The following is a 17916-nucleotide window of genomic DNA, read 5'->3' on the forward strand; positions in this document are numbered from 1 at the left end:
CAAGCTGACCAAGGCGCTTGCGCTTTTATTATATGGAGGCGGTTGTTTTGCTGAATAATGCACAAATTCGTTATTGTTTAGACAAAATAGGTGAGATGTTCCCTGATGCCCATTGTGAATTGCATCACTCAAATCCATTTGAGCTGATTATCGCGGTATCTCTTTCAGCTCAATGTACGGATGCATTGGTTAATAAAGTAACAAAGAGTTTATTTCAAAAGTATAAAACACCTGAAGATTATTTGAATGTACCATTGGAAGAATTGCAAAATGATATCCGTTCCATTGGATTGTATCGAAATAAGGCCAAAAATATTCAAAACCTTTGCCGGATGCTTATTGAAGACTACGATGGCGAAATTCCCAAGGACCGAGATGAACTGACAAAGCTTCCAGGTGTCGGCCGGAAAACGGCCAATGTGGTTGTTTCCGTAGCATTTAATATACCGGCGATTGCGGTAGATACTCATGTTGAAAGAGTCAGCAAGCGTTTAGGCTTTTGCCGCTGGAAGGATTCAGTTTTAGAAGTCGAAAAGACGTTAATGAGAAAGGTACCAAAGGATGAATGGTCTGTTACTCATCATCGCTTGATATTCTTCGGCCGATATCATTGCAAAGCACAAAACCCGCAATGTTCAAGTTGTCCGTTACTGGATCTGTGCCGTGAAGGGAAGAAAAGGATGAAAGGAACGGGCATATAAATGGATGCTGCAAGCATATTGGAAGAATGGAAAACAGTAAAAGATCAGCTAGAAGATGTTTTTCGCAGGCGTGATCTAACAAATGTAAAAACATATATGGACAAGGGAATTGAATTGTTCAAGCAATTATTAGCATTGACAAATGATAAAACTGAATTACCTCCTTTTGACCAATTGGTTTATAAACCGGTTAATCTTGCCGAGAGATTCGAATTTATTATGAACAGACCCAATTTATATCACTCGTTCCGACAGCTTTCGGAGCTAATGAAAGAGCTTGAGAAACTTTATGTCAAAAATAATGTAAAAAAACAAGTCTAGGCATCATGCCTAGACTTGTTTTTTTAATGTCCTTTCGGACCTGTTCCCTTACCTGGTGATGGATTTTCAGGCGGAGTAGCTGGGGGCTGAGTGCCGCCATGATTCTCTCCGGGGCCTTTGTTGCCGGAAGAATCAGAACCGGTACCTGTACCATTTCCATTCCCTGTTTCATTACCAGTACCGTTTCCATTTCCATTCCCTGATCCTGTACCATTTCCATTTCCTGTTCCACTATTTGGATTTTGACTGGAATTATTATTTTCATTATTGTTGTTGTTTTGATTGTTATTATTCGGGTTTCCAGTATTATTTTGATTTCCGCTGGTTTGATTCGTATTTTGCTGTGCCTTTGGAACTTCAATAGAAGTAGAAGCGGAATCGCTCTTTTTATCACCGCTTATAGCCGTTACCGTGAAAGTAAACTTATCACCAGCATTTGCCGGAATTGTTAAACTTTTACCCGTTTGCGTAACATGTTTTGTTCCGCCTCCATTTGTTATGGCAATATCAAATTGGGCATTTGAATCTTTATAATCCCACGATAGGACAATTTGTTTGGCTACATCATCATATTTAGCTGTCAGATTTGCCGGCGCATCTAATTTACTGTATTTATCAGAAACCGTTGTCGGGGCATATCCTTTCACAGCATATTCTATCAGCACATCACTGTCTGGTGTATTATCACTTGCAAGGGCAGGAGGCATTGTGCCTTTTTCAATTCTTACTTGCTCAACACTGTTAGGCATTTTAAAATCCGGTGTATCAGCACCTTCAGAAACATGGGCCATTAGATTTTTAAAAATAAGCTGTGCAATTCGCTGGTTACTTCCTGCTTTGATTGGTGTTGACATGTCCGGGTAACCTGTCCAAACAGATGCAGTAAATCTAGTTGTATAACCGGTAAACCAGGAATCCGGGACATCCTTGCTGCTTTCAATGCCAAATTTTTTCATATCTTTGGCTGAATAATTCGTTGTACCTGTTTTACCTGCAATCGGCAAACCAGGGACGCTTGCAGTTACTCCTGTACCAGGCGGTTCAAGGACGCTTTTTAACATATCGGTAATCATAAATGCTGTAGAATCCTTCATGACAACCTTTGGATGCGGTGTTAAATCAATCACTGTACCATCACGCAGCTTGACTTTTGTGACAGCATGTGGAGCAATGTAGATTCCGTTATTGCCAAATGCGCTGTAAGCACCGGCCATTTCCAATGTCGAAACCCCTTTACTAAGGCCGCCTATCGCATAGGATTCATATATATCTTTTAATGGAATGCCGAGATTATTGGCAAATTGTTTTGCTTTATCAAGTCCAACTTGCTGCAGTGTCTGAACTGCAGGTGAATTCCGAGATAACTGCAGTGCCGTACGAATGGTCATTGGGCCCATGTATTGTTGGTCCCAGTTGCCAAATTTTTGACCTGAGGAGTACGTAACCGGTTTATCATCAATCATATGGTATGTTCCCCAGTTTAAATATTCAATTGCAGGGCCGTAATCCAGTATTGGTTTAATGGTGGACCCTGGCTGTCTGTACCCATCGATGGCATAGTTAAAGCCATATTTAACTTGCTGATTTCTGCCACCGCCAATCGCGCGGATTTCTCCAGTTTTTGTATCAAGAAGTGTAACCCCTGCCTGGAATTTTTGATCGGGGTACTGAATAATATCGTTTGTATTAAGAAGTTTATAAACATATTTCTGTGCATTAGGATCTAATGTTGTATAGATGGTTAACCCATCCGTGTTAATATCGAAATCAGTTTTTGCTTTGACTTCATCAATTACTTCATCCACATAGGAATCATACGGCTTTTCGTCCACTTTCCGCTGACTTTCTTTTAAGACATCGTCTTTTACGTGAATTTTTTCAGCATCTTCCATTTGCTTCTTCGTTATAAATCCATGCTCATTCATCAAGGATAAGACGATATTCCGCCTTTTTTCGGCCAAATCCGGATGTGTAAATGGATTATAATTATTTGGACTTTGCGGCATTCCGGCCAATTGGGCCGCCTCTGCCAGCGTTAATTTATTTAATGGTTTTCCATAATAGATTTTGGCTGCCGTAGCAAGTCCATAACTATTTTCCGAAACGTATACTTTATTAACATACATTTCGAAAATTTGGTGTTTCGTATATTTTTGCTCTAATTGATAAGCCAGCCATGCTTCCTGAATTTTACGCTTTAATGTTTTTTGCTGGGTGAGAAAGGCATTTTTTACGACTTGCTGCGTAATGGTACTTCCGCCTTCAGCCCCAAAGCCATGCTGAAAATTCGCTAATATTGCCCCGCCCAGGCGAATTGGATCAATTCCATGGTGCTGATAGAATCGATAATCTTCCGTCGCCAAAACGGCATCTTCAAGGACTTTAGGTATATCTTTATAATTGACATATTCCCGATTAACGGGTCCAACTTCAGTCACAAGATCCCCGTTCTTATCTAAAATCTTTGAAGGGATTGGATCTTTTAATAATTTAGGATCAAGCTTCGGAGCATCCTTAATCATATAAGCGAAAGCACCGGCTCCGCCAAGAATCACGACGATTCCAAACGCTACAAGGGTAAGAAAAATTTTCTTCCACATCCCGCGGCCTTTTTTCTTGGCCTTTTGTTGTCCGCCAGATTGCTGCTTTCGCCGCTCCTCTCTTGATTGATATTGATCTGCCATTCTATAATTCCTTCCTTTCTAATCTTCCTAAATTGACAAATTAGAGTGATTCTTTTGCTTGCGTTTTAATACAGTGTATCTAATATTTTAATATAATCAATTCTTGGCTGAAATCCAAGCGGGATGAGATGACCGGTTTGTTCAATTTCTTTTTTTGTGATTGATTTTCTGCCGCCACCTAGCATTCGTTCCCAGAAGGATAATAGGTGTTTAGCTTCTAAAAAGTATACCTCATTATTTCTGGTAAAGCGAAGAATCACAAAGCAAATACCTCCTTGATTCATCACTTCTTCCATATGTGTAATCTGATGCTGATGGAAATTTTTTAAAGGAAAGGAGGATGTATTTTGCGTCTCCTTTGCCTCAAAATCAATATATTTTCCTTTATACACACCATTATAATCCGTTGTAGAAGCAATTTTGAAATAAGCTTCTTTTATAACAGCCGCACTGCGTTTCGGATAGTCAACCTGGACAATTTGAATAGGTGTTGGTTTTTTATGGACTACAGCAATTTTTCTTTCGCGGTAGTAAAGATTCGTTGCATTTAAGTCCTCTTCAAGTGTCCTTCCCCTATTGGCGTATGAGCCGTTTTCCTGTTTTTTTTGTAATATGGTCATTTCATTTCCTGTTTGGTTGAACTTTTTTCCGTTTGGATAGCGAATTGTCATGATAAGCACCCCTTAGCCACACCTTATCATACCAAATCTTTGTTAAAATAGGATGAATAAATACTAAAGATAATGGACATTTTATAGATATTGTACTATAGCATCCGGACCAATTCATATTTCATTAATTAACGTTTTATACTTTTAAACTATGAAAACACGTCAAGGGAAGATGACTATGAATCATCTTACAATACTGGAACAAACGGTTATTCGTCAAATAAAAACAGAAACAGCAAGAAAAAACATTGATAATATTTCCAGAACAAATGCTTACTTAGCGTATTTTAAGAAGCAGCCTGATCTATTATGGGCTTTTCTGGCGCATATGGTTTCCAGAAATGGAGGCTGGAATATGTGCGATTTGGAGGGGGAAATATTTTCACAGCTTCTAGCACCTGAGCTTAGAAAACAGCTCTTTTTAACATATGAAAGGGCCAATTGGCTTATTTTCCATGATGCTTTTCCCCAATTATTGCTCTATCATCTTTCGAAAATAAACAATACTTCCATGTTTCATTTACTGCCGTATTTCCATGTTTCTTCCTTTATGCAGCGGGAATGGGAGCGATATTGGAGGAATGGAGACAGGAAGCGGCTCACATGGGCACTGATTATTAATGAGCAAAATGTGATTCAAACTCCTGTTATAAGCCATCCTGTTTATAAGAGTAAGGTGTTTCGCAATGTGATTTTTTCTTTTCAAGACTGGCTTCATTTTAGCTGTGTATTGTTCCCAACATGCGGAGGAGAAGTTTATGGGGCAAGTGTAAATGGATTTGCTTCTCTTTCCAAACGAATTCAATTAGGGAAACGTTTGGCCGATATTCTATTTCGCCCTCGGTTATTTCCACATTTTTTTGAATTTGCAATACGAACGCCGCATACAGGCTCAAGATTTGATTATGAACAATATTTCAAGGTAAAGAGCCAACGTAGAACCCCAATTCTAAGAATGAGCTTTCCCATTATTCAGCATCACCAGCATAAATATGAAGATTGGAGTCAGAAGAGGATGATAGTTCCCTCCTGGCTACATTTTCCTTCCTGTCATCATCATTCGATCCATCTTACCGATTGGTATTTTGCCAAATCTAATCAGTTGGAATTATTACTGGCATTGAAAAAAACGCTGAATTTAAATAAATGGGAGTAAAAAGAAAAAGCAAGGAAACTCCTTGCTTTTTTTCTTACTCTGCCGGTCGGTTGGGACCTTCAAGTTTTTTATTACCATAGCCGGTTCTTTTTTCTGCTGTTGTTTGGACTGTTTGTTTTTTAGATTGCTGATTGTTTTTTGCCATCACCAACACCTCCAATCCATAGGTTGTGTTGTTTTCATTTTTTCATACAATTTATTACGATGTCGAAAGAAAGTGAGAGAGTGACGGTTTAACACTTTCTTTGCCGAATCGCTTCTAGTTTTGTCTTGAAGGAAGGAGGCTTCCAATAGAAGGAGAATTAGTTACTAACAATGTTGAGGAGGGTGTAATTTTATGAACCAATCATCACCTGAAAAGGAAATGCTTCTGGCGGCACTGACAGGAATTGTTGATCAATTGGAAGAATTGGGACCGGTACTTGAAACCACTTTCTCAGACCTCCGCATTCAATTATACAAAGAAGAGCGATATAAAATATTTGAAACGGAAGAGCAATTATCCATTATCGAGCATAAATTTGATCAAAGGATTTCTTTGGGCAACGGAAAGACGGCTTAGCTCATCAAATGTCTTTATAGTTCGGATTTGTTAAATTTATGGCTTGGTTTTTCGGCGGAAGGAAAAGCTTAATGCTTCCACCTAGCGGCTGGTGACCTCTAGCCGCTAGCGCTTCCGCTTAAAAGCTATAACTTTTAGACGCGCGATGCTTATGCTGCCGCAGCTTTCCTTGTGAAGCTGGACAATTTTCGAAATCAAAAAGAGACGCATCTGCATCTCTTTTCAAATTGATTTACATTGTTGTTCGATGAGGGAGTTTTCTTGAAGGATTTCCGGAAATACTGCTCCGTGTTGTTCAAGTTCACGGATCAGAAGACGGTATTCTTTTATGCATATCTCGTTGTGTATATATGCTTTTCTGACAAAATCCAGTAGTGCATTTACATCTTCAGTCATATAATCCCGACTTTGAATAAATCTTTTTTTCAATTCGCGAAGATCCATAACATAGTCCTCCTTCATCGTTTTATAAAAGCAAATAATATGCTTTTCCTAATCCTATCACGAAAAAGGGGGATTATTAGTTTTTAAAATATTTAAACTTCAGACAAAATTCCTCTCATTTTGACAATGCATTGGGTAGGACGTAATCACCATTTATTTCAAACCTTCATAATGTGTAATAGTGATAAAAGCGGAGGAGATGTTTGCCTATGCATGGTACAATGAGTTCACCATTTCATAATGTGAATACAGGATTCATGTGGCAAATGATGCACCAGGATCCGTTAAGCAAAAAGTGGAATCAGCAGATTCTTCACAGGCAGCACCCTATTGGCTTTCCCGTGCCGCAACATTATTCTGTCTATCCACAAAACCCGTATCCGGAACATTATATGCCGTTTGCCCAAAGCTTTCAACATGGTTTTATCCCGCAAACAGTATCCCATCAGCCATCTTCGCAAAAGGATGCGCAATTTTTGTTTCATAATCCGCTCCAGCCCTCTGAAGAAATGGTGCCGAAACCATATCCGCCGGTCCAAGGATTCTCAGTGATGAATCCATATCCGAAAAATAAATTGCTAGCAAAACAGCCTAACGGCATGCAATCATTAATGAATTCGTTTAAGTCGCAGGATGGAACGATTGATTTTAACAAGATGATCAATACAGCGGGCCAAATGATGAATGCAGTAAACCAAGTTTCCTCTCTTGTGAAGGGGTTTGGAGGACTATTTAAACCACAATAAAAAGACGGCACACTAGCCGTCTTTTTCACTTAATCTATTTCAATAATTCTTCCTTTTTCACGCGGAATTCGGATTTGTAATAGTCCATCCCGGTATGAGGCTTTAATTTTTCTGTCGTTGACCGCAGCGGGAAGTGCGACTGTTCTTGAGGATTGCTGCCGGAATACTTTACGGCGGTATATTTGGTTATTGTCATCTTCTGCTGTTTCCAGTTCATTATTTTCTACAGAAATGGTTAAGTATTGGCCAGTCATATTTAAATGAATTTGTTCCCGTTTTACTCCCGGTAGTTCTGCCGTCACGATATATTCAGTGTCTGTTTCGTCCGTTTTAACCTGGAAGCCTCCATCAAATGGAAACGGAGCTTTAAAAAAATCATCAATCGATTGAAGGAATCCGCGAATCGGTTTTTCTGAGAAAAAATCATTCATAGATTTCATGAAGTCGCCAAAATGATCTGGAAACTTAGGCTTAGAATGATGCTTATCATTCGGAAGATTAGATGACATTTCCATACCCTCACTTTCATAAAATTCACACCATATTATATGCAAGAGAGAGCGGGCAAGTGAAGCTCGCGGGCCTGGTAATGTGCTAGAACAGATGAATCTCTTTCATAAGTGTTTGTAAAGACAGAATCATATTCCCTTCCTCGTCAGCTTCTATTAATTGTTCCTTTTTCATTTTGGTCAGCGTCCGTGAAATGGTTTCTCGTGTAGTCCCGATCATATTTGCTAAATCTGTGTTTGTAAATTCATATTTTAAACGAATGGTCCCATCCTCTTGAGCTGATCCGTAATTTTTAGCAAGACGTATCAGTAATTTAACAATTTGTTCATATGTATTATTTAAAATTTGCTCTTCTAATCGATTTTGCAGGTCAATAATTCTTTCGCCTAGAATCCGAAATACTTTGATGCAAAGTTCGGGGGTTTCAATTAAAATGTTTTCAAATTGTGAAACCGGAACAGCAATTATTATAGCGGGTTCCAATACTTCTGCATTAGCCGGATAATCACCTTTTCTGAAAAAGCCGATATGGGGAAACATTTCCCCCTTTTTCATAATGGTGACGATTTGTTCTTTGCCATTTACATCACTTTTGTAGATTTTAATTTTCCCTTCATAAATAAAATAAACATGTTCCAAAGGATCGCCTTGGAGGAATATATGACTATGTTTTTTCCATGTTCGGACAATTGAAATACTAGCAATTTTTGTTATTTCCAAATCATTTAACTCATGAAACAGTGAGAACCCTGACAGCACCTTTTTTATTTCATTTATCTTCACGTCATCACCTTCAATTTCATATCAATCCTTTTTATTATAACAAAAATATTTGAGTCTACGGAAAGTAATTTTCTAAATAGATCTTTTATGTCGAACGTTTATTCGTTAAAATAGAAAAGATGAGGTGAGAACGGTGAAACGGAAGAAAAACTTGCAGGAGATCCTTGCAGAATTTCAATTAAATGAAGAATTTAACAAAAACATTGTTTCATGGCATACCATTCCGGGAAGAAAAGCACAAACGGTACCTTTCCCGGAAGACTTACATTCAAAATTAATAGAGGCCCTACAGCAAAAAGGAATTAATACATTGTATACCCATCAAAAAACTGCTTACGAGAAAATTAAGGCGGGGGAAAGTGTTGTAGCGGTCACACCAACTGCTTCCGGAAAAACATTATGCTACAACTTGCCGGTATTACAGACGATTCTGACCCATGAAAATGCCCGTGCTCTTTATATGTTTCCTACAAAGGCACTGGCTCAGGACCAAAAGAGTGAAATAAATGAAATTATACAAGCGGCAGGGGTTGAAATTAACAGTTATACGTTTGACGGGGATACACCTGCTAACGTGCGCCAGCGGGTTAGAAAAGCGGGACATGTGGTCATGACGAATCCGGATATGCTTCATTCAGCTATTTTGCCGCATCATACGAAGTGGGTTTCCTTTTTTGAAAATCTCAAATTTGTGGTGATTGATGAACTGCATATATACCGAGGTGTCTTTGGGAGTCATGTTGCCAATGTGATCCGCAGACTGAAACGGATTTGCCGCTACTACGGCAGTAAACCTGTTTTTATTTGTACATCAGCAACCATTGCAAATCCATTGGAACTGGCAGAAATGTTAACAGAAGAACTGATGCAGTTAATTGATTATAACGGAGCGCCGAGTGGTACAAAACATTTTGTCTTTTATAATCCACCGATCGTCAATAAACCGTTAAATATTCGAAAGAGTGCTACTCTTGAGGTTCGAAAACTTGCCGGGGAATTGTTGAAGAATAAAATTCAAACAATTGTTTTTGCAAGGAGCAGGGTAAGAGTCGAAATCATTCTTACCTATCTGCAAGAATTGGTAAAGAACGAGCTGGGGCCTAAATCGATCATGGGCTACCGCGGGGGCTATTTGCCGACAGAACGAAGGAAAATAGAAAAAGGCTTGAGGTCAGGAGAAATTTATGGGGTTGTCAGCACCAATGCTCTAGAATTGGGTGTCGATATCGGGTCTCTTCAAGTTTCAATTATGACGGGCTATCCAGGCTCGATCGCAAGTGCATGGCAGCAGGCCGGAAGAGCGGGAAGAAGACACGGAGAAGCATTAGTCATTATGGTCGCGAGCTCCAGTCCGCTTGATCAATATATCATTCAAAACCCTGATTATTTTTTCAATAAATGCCCGGAAACAGCCCGGATTAATCCGGATAACTTAATTATTTTAATTGATCATTTAAAATGTGCAGCATATGAATTGCCATTCAAGGCAGGAGAGACATTTGGCACCATAGGGGAGGCCTTAGAAGAATTATTGGAATATTTAACTGAAGAACGGGTTCTTTATCGTAACGGAGATAAATGGTATTGGATGAATGATTCATTTCCAGCACATAATATCAGCCTGCGATCGGCCTCACAAGAAAATGTCGTGATCATTGATCAAACGGATGTGGCAGATGTTAAAGTAATTGGCGAAATGGACCGTTTTTCGGCCATGACGCTGCTACATGAAGAAGCTATCTATTTGCATCAAGGTAGCCAATTTCAAGTTGAAAAGCTGGATTGGGAGGAGAAAAAGGCGTTTGTCCGCGAAGTGTTTGTTGATTATTTTACGGACGCCAATTTGGCTGTGCAATTGAAAGTATTAGAGATTGATAGATTGAAGAGACTGGATGCTGCTGAAATTGGATTCGGGGATGTAAGTGTCGGAGCGATGGCCACTATTTTTAAAAAAATCAAGTTTGAGACACACGAAAATATTGGTTCGGGTCCCATTCATTTGCCGGAAGAAGAACTGCACACAAGTGCAGCATGGGTTTCACTTGGTGAATCTTTAGAACTAGGCAGGGAAAGAACGGAACAAGGGCTGATCGGGGCAGCACATGCCCTTCAATCTATTGCTCCCCTATTTGTCATGTCTGACCCGCAGGATCTCCACGTCATCCCGCAAGTGAAAGCCGATCATAATGAAAAGCCTACTATCTTCTTCTATGACCGCTATCCCGGCGGTATTGGCTTAAGTGAGAAAATTTACAGCGGGATGGCTGAAGTGATTACAGAAACAAGAAATATGATTGTCCGCTGTGAGTGCCAATCCGGCTGTCCTTCTTGTATTGGAACGGAAGCGGCAGGCAAGACTGCAAAACAAGATGCTGTTCAAATGCTTGAAGCCTTTATGGGCAAGGAAGGTCACCAATGTCATTAAGAAGCAAATTAAATCGTTTAAAACCGTATCTAAGAGCAGACGGTCAATCGGAAAAATCAATTCATCCTCCTGTGGAACAGACAATACTAGTGCCTTTTCGCGAACAGTGGGCAAGAGAATATTACTCCCTATTTTCTTGATCAAGATTATTGTTTGATTAGAGAGGTTAAATATCCTTTAACCAAGCAGCATGGACATTATTGTTTCGGAGACTTGATAACGGCGGTGAGCATTTGGAACAGTCGGGGAATCAGCCATCCTTTATCAGCTGAGGGGTTCAGTGCGGAAGATTTGTTCTTTTTTGATACTGAAACGACGGGACTTGGCACTGGTGCCGGAAACACCATTTTTTTGCTCGGTTATGCAAGTATCTCAGACGGCGAAATTATTGTAAGACAGCATATCCTGCCGCATCCAGGAGCTGAAGTTCCTCTATATGACAGCTTTTTACGGTACGTGAATTATAATACGCTCATTACTTATAATGGAAAAGCATTTGACTGGCCGCAAGTGAAAACAAGGCATACCCTAGTTCGAGAACATGTCCCGAAATTGCCGGAATTCGGCCACTTTGACTTGTTTCATGCTGCAAGAAGGCTGTGGAAGCATAAACTGGGTAGTTTAAAACTTTCGGTGGTGGAAGCAGAAGTGTTAGGGATTAAAAGGAAAGATGATATTCCAGGATACTTGGCGCCTATGATTTATTTTGACTTTATCGAAACCAAACAGCCGGATGGCATGCTGGGAATTTTAAAACATAATGAAATCGACGTTTTGTCGCTTATTACGCTTTATATACACATAACCTTTCAATTACATGGGATCGACCACAATCAGACTAGGATAGAGTCCTATGAGGTCGGCCGCTGGTTTGCCGCCATTGGGGAACAGGAGCAAGCAGAAAAAGTATTAACGAAACTGATGGATGGTGGGGATTTAACGTCCTTTCAGGCAAAACGGGAGCTTGCCTTTCAGTATAAAAAAGCTAAAGAATGGGATAAAGCAAAGAACATGTTTCAAGAGGTAGCCGATTCTGGCGATCTGAAAATGATGCTTGAAGCATGTGTAGAACTAGCGAAAATATTTGAGCACCGAATAAAAGATATAACACAGGCACTTGCATATTGTGATAAAGCGATCAGGCTGCTTGCTCAATCTGATAAGCAGGATGAATGGCAGAAACCGCTGCAATTCAGGAAAGAACGGCTAATGCAAAAATATAGGAAGTCCCTAGATAATCATGGGTCTATAATTGTAACAAAAATTTAACATTTAACCAGTATTTCCTTATTGAGAATCAAAGAGTAAGAAGGTACAATTTACAATTGTGTGAAGAAAAAAATGCAATATTCATGGAGCTGATCATATGTATAAAGCAATTATGTTTTTATTTTTTGTTGTTGTCGGATTAACAGCGGTAATCTTTACCGGAATGAAAGATAGTTTTTCTTCTTTTTTGTAAGCGACTGACCGGGAAATTTTGCGTATTTCTTTTAAAAATAGGTATTTTCATTAGTACAAGAGTACTCCTTTTTTCATAGGCTGTTAATGTAAATAAATTAACTTATATGGAAAGGAGAGCTTTGAATGTTTCTTGGAGCTAATGTTACACCTCCGGTCATTCACCCAACAACCAATTATGTGAATCATACTTTTTCTACTACTGTAGTGCCGCATATTCATCCAATTCATACAACAACCATCAACCATCATGTATATCAACATAAACATTATTGTCCGCAAACCTCTTCCTGTTGTGAAGAAGTCTGCAATCAGCAAATTAACTGCTGCAATCCATGCGCACCTGGCCTAATGCCGGTTACAGCCCCAATGCCGAATGCATTGCCTAATGCTATGCCGAATGTAATGCCTAATATGCCAGGCTATGGAGCTGGTGGTCCGGGATTTGTACCAGGCCCATATATGGGATCAAGACCTTAAAATGAGCGGCAAGTACAAGGGCTTCTTAGCCCTTGTTTTTTATTTGCAGAAAGTATAATTTTCTTATCAGGCATCAGTGCAACTACGCCTCATGAACCGCGTACCGGGCTCGCCGGTCGGCGAGTTTTCTAAATTTCTTTACTATATGTTATGCTTAAGTTTGTAAAATGTTTGTCCTATTTTTTAATTTTTTTAAGGTGTCGAGTATAGTGAAAGTATTGGCAATATCAGGATATAAATCATTTGAGTTAGGGATTTTTAAAAAAGATCATCCTTCTGCTTACTATATTAAAGCGGCTCTTAAAAAAGCGCTGGTTCCGTTAGCCGAGGAAGGACTGGAATGGGTATTGATCAGCGGTCAATTAGGGGTTGAATTATGGGCGGCTGAAGTAGTGTTTGATCTTCAACTTGAATTTCCTGAATTAAAACTCGCGGTCATTACTCCTTTTTTGGATCAAGAGGTTTCCTGGAATGAATACAACAAGGAGTGGTATGCATCCATTTTAGCACAGGCCGATTTTGTTGATTCTGTTACGAAAAAAGGCTATGAAAAGCCATGGCAATTCCGCTTGAAAAATCAGTTTTTTATCGAAAAAAGTGATGGTCTCTTGCTTCTTTATGACCAGGAAAAGGAAGGAAGTCCTAAGTATTTATATGACATGGCGCTACAGTATCAGAAGAATCATGATTATCAATTGTTTTGCCTTACCTTTTATGATTTGCAAGTGGTCGTTGAAGAAGAACAAGAAAAACAATCCCTTTTTTAAGCGTTTTTTAAGAATTCTTTTTATAATGATCCATATAATGGTTTCGGAAACGCTTTTGGATTTAGATAAGAAAATTGACAAAAACAAATATTTTTGAAAGAATATTAGGTAATGATTGGCTAGAGGTGATTTGAATGCTGTCAGATAAGGTTAAATTAACAGCTAAGGATATTTTGGAGAAGGAGTTTAAGACCGCAGTACGCGGTTATAAACAAGAAGAAGTTGATAAATTTTTAGATTTAATCATTAAAGATTACGGAACTTTTCATCAAGAAATTGAAGACCTCCAGCAGGAAAACCTTCGCTTACGCAAACAACTTGAAGAAGTATCGAAAAGGCAGCCGGTTGCGCAGCCAGCTGGAACGACGAATTTTGATATTTTAAAGCGTTTATCCAATCTGGAAAAGCATGTGTTTGGCAGTAAGCTATATGAATAACAGCACAGCGTTATTTCCAATTATTAACCATTGAATAAAGAGATATGATTACATATAATAAGTAATGTATTCATTAATAACGTTCGGGTAATCGCTGCAAGAAGCTTTAAGCAGATTGCAGAGGAAAGTCCATGCTCGCACGAGCTGAGATGCTCGTAGTGTTCGTGCCTAGCGAATTCATAAGCTAGGGCAGCTGGTTATATAGCCAGTTGACGGCTGGGAAAATACCTAAGTCCATTGGATATGGTATGAATACCTGTAAAAGTGCCACAGCGACGTAGTCTTTCTAGAAATGGAAAGGGTGGAACGGGTAAACCCCACGAGCGAGAAACCCAAATTATGGTAGGGGCACTTTCTCTGAGGAAATGAACAAGGAGAAGGACAGATTCATTTAGAATCTGTAGATAGATGATTACCGCCAGGGTACGAGGCAGACCAAGCCGTTTGCAGTACTCAGGTACAGAACATGGCTTACAGAGCGTTATTAATGCATGGAAAAATGATCATTTGAAAGCTCTCCACCGGGAGGGCTTTTTATAGTTTTAAGATCTTATTGATTTGCTCATAATGGAAAGGAACTTCCCATTACATAAAATGGAGATAAATAAGGGTGAAAAAATGGGTACATATGAATTAATCGCAACGGCTGCTATGGGGCTCGAAGCATTAGTGGCGAAGGAAGTCCGGGCACTTGGCTATGATTGTCAAGTAGACAATGGAAAGATTACTTTCAAAGGAGACGAGTATGCCATCGCACGAAGCAACTTATGGCTTCGTACCGCTGATCGGGTTAAACTTAAAATTGGTGAATTTAAAGCACTTACGTTTGATGAATTATTTGAGAAGACAAAGGCTCTTCCATGGGAACAATTTTTACCGGAGGATGCGGAGTTTCCAGTCATTGGGAAATCGGTCAAATCAAAGCTGTTCAGTGTTTCTGATTGTCAGGCCATTGTTAAAAAGGCCATTGTCGAGCGCATGAAAAAGCATTATAAACGTGAAAGCTGGTTCGAAGAAAGTGGTGCCTTGTATCGCATTGAAGTTTCTCTGTTGAAGGATATTGCTACAATTACTTTGGATACAAGCGGAACCGGCCTTCATAAACGCGGCTATCGCGCCGCACAGGGAGCGGCACCATTGAAAGAAACGCTGGCTGCTGCTTTGGTCATGCTCACCAATTGGCAACCGGAGCGGCCGTTTATTGACCCGTTTTGCGGTTCCGGTACCATTCCGATTGAAGCTGCTCTAATCGGCCAAAATATTGCCCCCGGCTTTAACAGGGAATTTGTCTCGGAGAGATGGAACTTCATTCCGGATAAGGTTTGGGAAGAGGCAAGGAATGAAGCAGAAGATTTGGCTAGATACGAACAGTCGCTCGATATTATCGGCTCCGACATTGACCATCGGATGGTGAAAATCGCCCAAGAAAATTCCTTTGAGGCAGGTTTTGCGGACATTATTCAATTTAAGCAAATGCAAGTGAAAGATATTTCCGTAAAGAAAGACTATGGAGTTATTGTAGGAAACCCTCCGTACGGTGAAAGATTGGGGGAGAAAGAAGCAGTGGAGAACATGTATCGAGAGATGGGACATGCATTCAGTAAGCTTGATACATGGTCGATTTATATTTTGACTTCGAATGAAGAGTTTGAGACATTTTACGGAAAGCCGGCTACGAAGAAACGAAAACTTTTTAATGGCTTTATCCGGACAGATCTTTATCAATATTGGGGGAAAAAACCCCCGCGTCAGAACAACGAAACAGAAAAATCATGATTAGCGTCATTAGAGACGCTATTCTTTTGTGTATGGCAGGGATTTATTAGGAGGTAAGAATGCAAAATCGTATACCGTTTGTTGTGGATAAAACTGAATCTTTCTATGATAAATTAGCGGAATGGATTGGCGATTTATTTTATGAAGTATTTCCTGAAGCCGGTTTTGAACTTCGAGATGAACAAATTTATATGGCCTTCCAGCTGGAAAAGGCCTTTAAAGAGAAAAAAGTGATGTTTGCCGAAGCGGGAGTAGGAACGGGAAAAACGATTTGTTATCTGTTGTATGCCATTATGTATGCCCGTTATACCAATCGTCCAGCCGTTATTGCCTGTGCTGATGAGACATTGATCGAACAAATAGTTAAAAAGGAAGGCGATATTGCCAAGCTTGAAAGAGTTCTGGGCTTAGAAATTGATGTCCGTCTGGCAAAATCTCAAGACCAATATTTATGCTTAAAGAAGCTGGAACTTGTAGATCAGGGTGATTTATTGGACGCGGCAGCAGACATTTATGATCAACTGCCTGAATTTGTTCATTTAAGCGGGACTATGCAGTCATTCGAAAAGTATGGCGACCGAAAAGAGTATCCCCATCTTTCAGATGAGATATGGGAAAAGGTAAACTGGGACCCGCTTCAGGATTGTTTTTCATGTGATAAACGCCACCGCTGCGGGCTGACCTTACACCGAGAATATTATCGGAAAGCAACAGATTTAATTATCTGTTCACATGACTTTTATATGGAACATATTTGGACAAAAGATGCCAGAAAGCGTGAGGGACAGTTGCCGCTTTTGCCGGAGCATTCTTCCGTAGTTTTTGATGAAGGGCATTTGCTTGAATTTGCTGCCCAAAAAGCATTGAGTTATCGTTTTACGGATTATACGCTGGAACATTTGCTGACAAGGTTAATGGAAAATGATGTCCGGGAAAAAACCTTGTATACGATTGAAGCAGCTCTAGAAGAAAATGATCATTTTTTTAATACAATTTCCCAATTCTCATCAAAACCGCTTGGTTCGGAAAAGCAAATCATTACGAAAAATCCGCTAGTCATTAAATCTTGTCGTAAGTTGCTTTTTATCTTACAGTCATTGGAAGAAGAATTGGTTTTTGAAAGTGAAATGTTTGTCATCAATGAGTATGATTTAAAGATTGTCGAAGAATATCTCGAGCAAATTACCTATTCACTGTCTCTCTTTCTTCAAGAGATAAACGGAATTACCTGGTATGAAGAAAAGGCTGGTGAACGAACGCTGGTAATTATGCCGAAAATGGTAAAAGAAGTATTGCGGGAAGAAGTGTTTTCCCAGAAAAAACCTTATGTATTTTCCTCTGCTACTTTATCGAATGACAAATCGTTTGATTATATTGCAGACAGTTTGGGGATTGCCGATTACTTGGCTTGCTCTGTTTCATCTCCATTTGACTATGATGAAAAAATGAAGATTTATCTTGCTAGTTTTGATCATAAAAAGATAGATGACAAGATGGATTATCTTATCGAAAAAGTCCGTCAATCAGAAGGAAGGGCATTAATCCTGCTGAATAATCAGCATGAAATGGCGCAAATTAAGCAACGATTGAAACAAGAGCTGGATTTCCCGCTTTATTTTGAAGGGGATGAAGAAATAAGTACGCTCGTAGCCAAATTTCAACAGGAGGAACATGCGGTCCTTTGTTCCATCCATTTGTGGGAAGGGTTGGACATCCCGGGAAGATCACTTGAAAATGTATTAATCTATTCACTCCCATTTCCGCCGAATGATCCAGTCTTTATGGCAAAACGGGAAGGAGTTTCTGATCCGTTTTCCCAAGTGGACGTGCCTTATATGCTGCTTCGCTTGCGCCAGGGAGTAGGGCGGCTAATCCGAAGTGAACAGGATAAAGGGACGGTTCATATTCTTCTGGACGATACTGTCCATCCGTCCGTAATCCAGAAAGTAAAAGAAGTGTTACCGACCAAAGCAGTCGAAACAGACCATTAAT

17 protein-coding genes and 1 other RNA gene are annotated in these 17916 nt (G+C 39.7%); 13 read left to right on the plus strand and 5 right to left on the minus strand.

Annotated features, from left to right (window positions below; translation table 11 throughout):
* The first annotated feature begins 47 nt into the window (after positions 1 to 47).
* Together nth and BFU02S_RS09290 are read left to right on the plus strand one after the other, a co-directional pair.
* Positions 48 to 701 (plus strand): endonuclease III, encoded by a 654-nt coding sequence (nth, locus tag BFU02S_RS09285; protein WP_066369588.1) that lies wholly within the window; start codon positions 48 to 50, stop codon positions 699 to 701.
* A complete protein-coding gene (locus BFU02S_RS09290) occupies positions 702 to 1022 on the plus strand; it encodes a YpoC family protein (protein WP_066369559.1) in 321 nt (106 codons plus the stop codon).
* 23 nt (positions 1023 to 1045) lie between these two features.
* On the opposite strand, the gene BFU02S_RS09295 is transcribed toward BFU02S_RS09290, so the two are convergent.
* Together BFU02S_RS09295 and recU are read right to left on the minus strand one after the other, a co-directional pair.
* Complete coding sequence (locus tag BFU02S_RS09295; RefSeq protein ID WP_066369561.1) at positions 1046 to 3706, minus strand: transglycosylase domain-containing protein; 2661 nt, start codon at positions 3704 to 3706, stop codon at positions 1046 to 1048.
* A gap of 65 nt (positions 3707 to 3771) precedes the next feature.
* Positions 3772 to 4377 (minus strand): Holliday junction resolvase RecU, encoded by a 606-nt coding sequence (gene recU / locus BFU02S_RS09300; protein WP_066369563.1) that lies wholly within the window; start codon positions 4375 to 4377, stop codon positions 3772 to 3774.
* Positions 4378 to 4555: 178 nt separating this feature from the next.
* Between recU and BFU02S_RS09305 the strand changes: the two genes are divergently transcribed.
* Positions 4556 to 5533 carry a DUF2515 domain-containing protein gene (locus tag BFU02S_RS09305; protein ID WP_084361050.1) on the plus strand — a complete coding sequence of 326 codons (978 nt, stop codon included), beginning with the start codon at positions 4556 to 4558 and terminating at the stop codon, positions 5531 to 5533.
* Positions 5534 to 5870: 337 nt separating this feature from the next.
* Positions 5871 to 6095 carry a hypothetical protein gene (locus tag BFU02S_RS09310; protein ID WP_066369569.1) on the plus strand — a complete coding sequence of 75 codons (225 nt, stop codon included), beginning with the start codon at positions 5871 to 5873 and terminating at the stop codon, positions 6093 to 6095.
* A gap of 222 nt (positions 6096 to 6317) precedes the next feature.
* Here BFU02S_RS09310 and yppF read toward each other — a convergent pair whose 3' ends face one another.
* On the minus strand, positions 6318 to 6539 hold the full coding sequence (yppF, locus tag BFU02S_RS09315; RefSeq protein ID WP_066369570.1) for a YppF family protein: 222 nt from the start codon (positions 6537 to 6539) through the stop codon (positions 6318 to 6320).
* 209 nt (positions 6540 to 6748) lie between these two features.
* Here yppF and BFU02S_RS09320 point away from each other — a divergent pair, with 209 nt between their 5' ends.
* Entirely contained in the window at positions 6749 to 7285 is a 537-nt protein-coding gene (locus BFU02S_RS09320; protein WP_066369571.1) for a YppG family protein, read from the plus strand.
* Positions 7286 to 7314: 29 nt separating this feature from the next.
* Here the strand turns inward: BFU02S_RS09320 and BFU02S_RS09325 are convergent, their stop codons facing one another.
* Both BFU02S_RS09325 and BFU02S_RS09330 read right to left on the minus strand, forming a co-directional pair.
* Positions 7315 to 7794 (minus strand): Hsp20/alpha crystallin family protein, encoded by a 480-nt coding sequence (locus tag BFU02S_RS09325; RefSeq protein WP_066369572.1) that lies wholly within the window; start codon positions 7792 to 7794, stop codon positions 7315 to 7317.
* Positions 7795 to 7879: 85 nt separating this feature from the next.
* Positions 7880 to 8578: a Crp/Fnr family transcriptional regulator gene (locus tag BFU02S_RS09330; RefSeq protein ID WP_066369574.1), complete on the minus strand. Its 699-nt coding sequence runs from the start codon at positions 8576 to 8578 to the stop codon at positions 7880 to 7882.
* Between the two features lie 133 nt (positions 8579 to 8711).
* Between BFU02S_RS09330 and BFU02S_RS09335 the strand changes: the two genes are divergently transcribed.
* The 8 genes from BFU02S_RS09335 (at position 8712) to BFU02S_RS09370 (ending at position 17915) form a co-directional block, all read left to right on the plus strand.
* On the plus strand, positions 8712 to 11003 hold the full coding sequence (locus BFU02S_RS09335) for a DEAD/DEAH box helicase (RefSeq protein ID WP_066369577.1): 2292 nt from the start codon (positions 8712 to 8714) through the stop codon (positions 11001 to 11003).
* A gap of 225 nt (positions 11004 to 11228) precedes the next feature.
* Positions 11229 to 12272, plus strand: coding sequence for a ribonuclease H-like domain-containing protein (locus tag BFU02S_RS09340; RefSeq protein ID WP_235842025.1), 1044 nt, complete (start codon positions 11229 to 11231; stop codon positions 12270 to 12272).
* A gap of 318 nt (positions 12273 to 12590) precedes the next feature.
* On the plus strand, positions 12591 to 12944 hold the full coding sequence (locus BFU02S_RS16365; protein WP_084361052.1) for a CotD family spore coat protein: 354 nt from the start codon (positions 12591 to 12593) through the stop codon (positions 12942 to 12944).
* Between the two features lie 209 nt (positions 12945 to 13153).
* Entirely contained in the window at positions 13154 to 13711 is a 558-nt protein-coding gene (locus BFU02S_RS09350; RefSeq protein WP_305801519.1) for an SLOG family protein, read from the plus strand.
* 134 nt (positions 13712 to 13845) lie between these two features.
* Positions 13846 to 14148 (plus strand): cell division regulator GpsB, encoded by a 303-nt coding sequence (gene gpsB / locus BFU02S_RS09355; RefSeq protein ID WP_066369584.1) that lies wholly within the window; start codon positions 13846 to 13848, stop codon positions 14146 to 14148.
* A gap of 79 nt (positions 14149 to 14227) precedes the next feature.
* Positions 14228 to 14627: RNase P RNA component class B (rnpB, locus tag BFU02S_RS09360), an RNA gene on the plus strand.
* A gap of 139 nt (positions 14628 to 14766) precedes the next feature.
* Positions 14767 to 15924 (plus strand): THUMP domain-containing class I SAM-dependent RNA methyltransferase, encoded by a 1158-nt coding sequence (locus BFU02S_RS09365; protein ID WP_066369586.1) that lies wholly within the window; start codon positions 14767 to 14769, stop codon positions 15922 to 15924.
* 59 nt (positions 15925 to 15983) lie between these two features.
* A complete protein-coding gene (locus tag BFU02S_RS09370) occupies positions 15984 to 17915 on the plus strand; it encodes an ATP-dependent DNA helicase (RefSeq protein ID WP_066369587.1) in 1932 nt (643 codons plus the stop codon).
* The last annotated feature ends 1 nt before the right edge of the window (position 17916 follow it).

Source organism: Neobacillus fumarioli NBRC 102428 (assembly GCF_001591485.1).
Classification (GTDB): Bacteria; Bacillota; Bacilli; order Bacillales; family Cytobacillaceae; genus Neobacillus; species Neobacillus fumarioli.

Excerpts from the sequence above, each read along its gene's own strand:
- BFU02S_RS09290 (WP_066369559.1), top strand. The coding sequence starts at position 702 with ATGGATGCTGCAAGCATATTGGAAGAATGGAAAACAGTAAAAGATCAG.
- BFU02S_RS09295 (WP_066369561.1), bottom strand. The coding sequence starts at position 3,706 with ATGGCAGATCAATATCAATCAAGAGAGGAGCGGCGAAAGCAGCAATCT.
- recU (WP_066369563.1), bottom strand. The coding sequence starts at position 4,377 with ATGACAATTCGCTATCCAAACGGAAAAAAGTTCAACCAAACAGGAAAT.
- BFU02S_RS09305 (WP_084361050.1), top strand. The coding sequence starts at position 4,556 with ATGAATCATCTTACAATACTGGAACAAACGGTTATTCGTCAAATAAAA.
- BFU02S_RS09310 (WP_066369569.1), top strand. The coding sequence starts at position 5,871 with ATGAACCAATCATCACCTGAAAAGGAAATGCTTCTGGCGGCACTGACA.
- yppF (WP_066369570.1), bottom strand. The coding sequence starts at position 6,539 with ATGGATCTTCGCGAATTGAAAAAAAGATTTATTCAAAGTCGGGATTAT.
- BFU02S_RS09320 (WP_066369571.1), top strand. The coding sequence starts at position 6,749 with ATGCATGGTACAATGAGTTCACCATTTCATAATGTGAATACAGGATTC.
- BFU02S_RS09325 (WP_066369572.1), bottom strand. The coding sequence starts at position 7,794 with ATGTCATCTAATCTTCCGAATGATAAGCATCATTCTAAGCCTAAGTTT.
- BFU02S_RS16365 (WP_084361052.1), top strand. The coding sequence starts at position 12,591 with ATGTTTCTTGGAGCTAATGTTACACCTCCGGTCATTCACCCAACAACC.
- gpsB (WP_066369584.1), top strand. The coding sequence starts at position 13,846 with ATGCTGTCAGATAAGGTTAAATTAACAGCTAAGGATATTTTGGAGAAG.
- BFU02S_RS09365 (WP_066369586.1), top strand. The coding sequence starts at position 14,767 with ATGGGTACATATGAATTAATCGCAACGGCTGCTATGGGGCTCGAAGCA.
- BFU02S_RS09370 (WP_066369587.1), top strand. The coding sequence starts at position 15,984 with ATGCAAAATCGTATACCGTTTGTTGTGGATAAAACTGAATCTTTCTAT.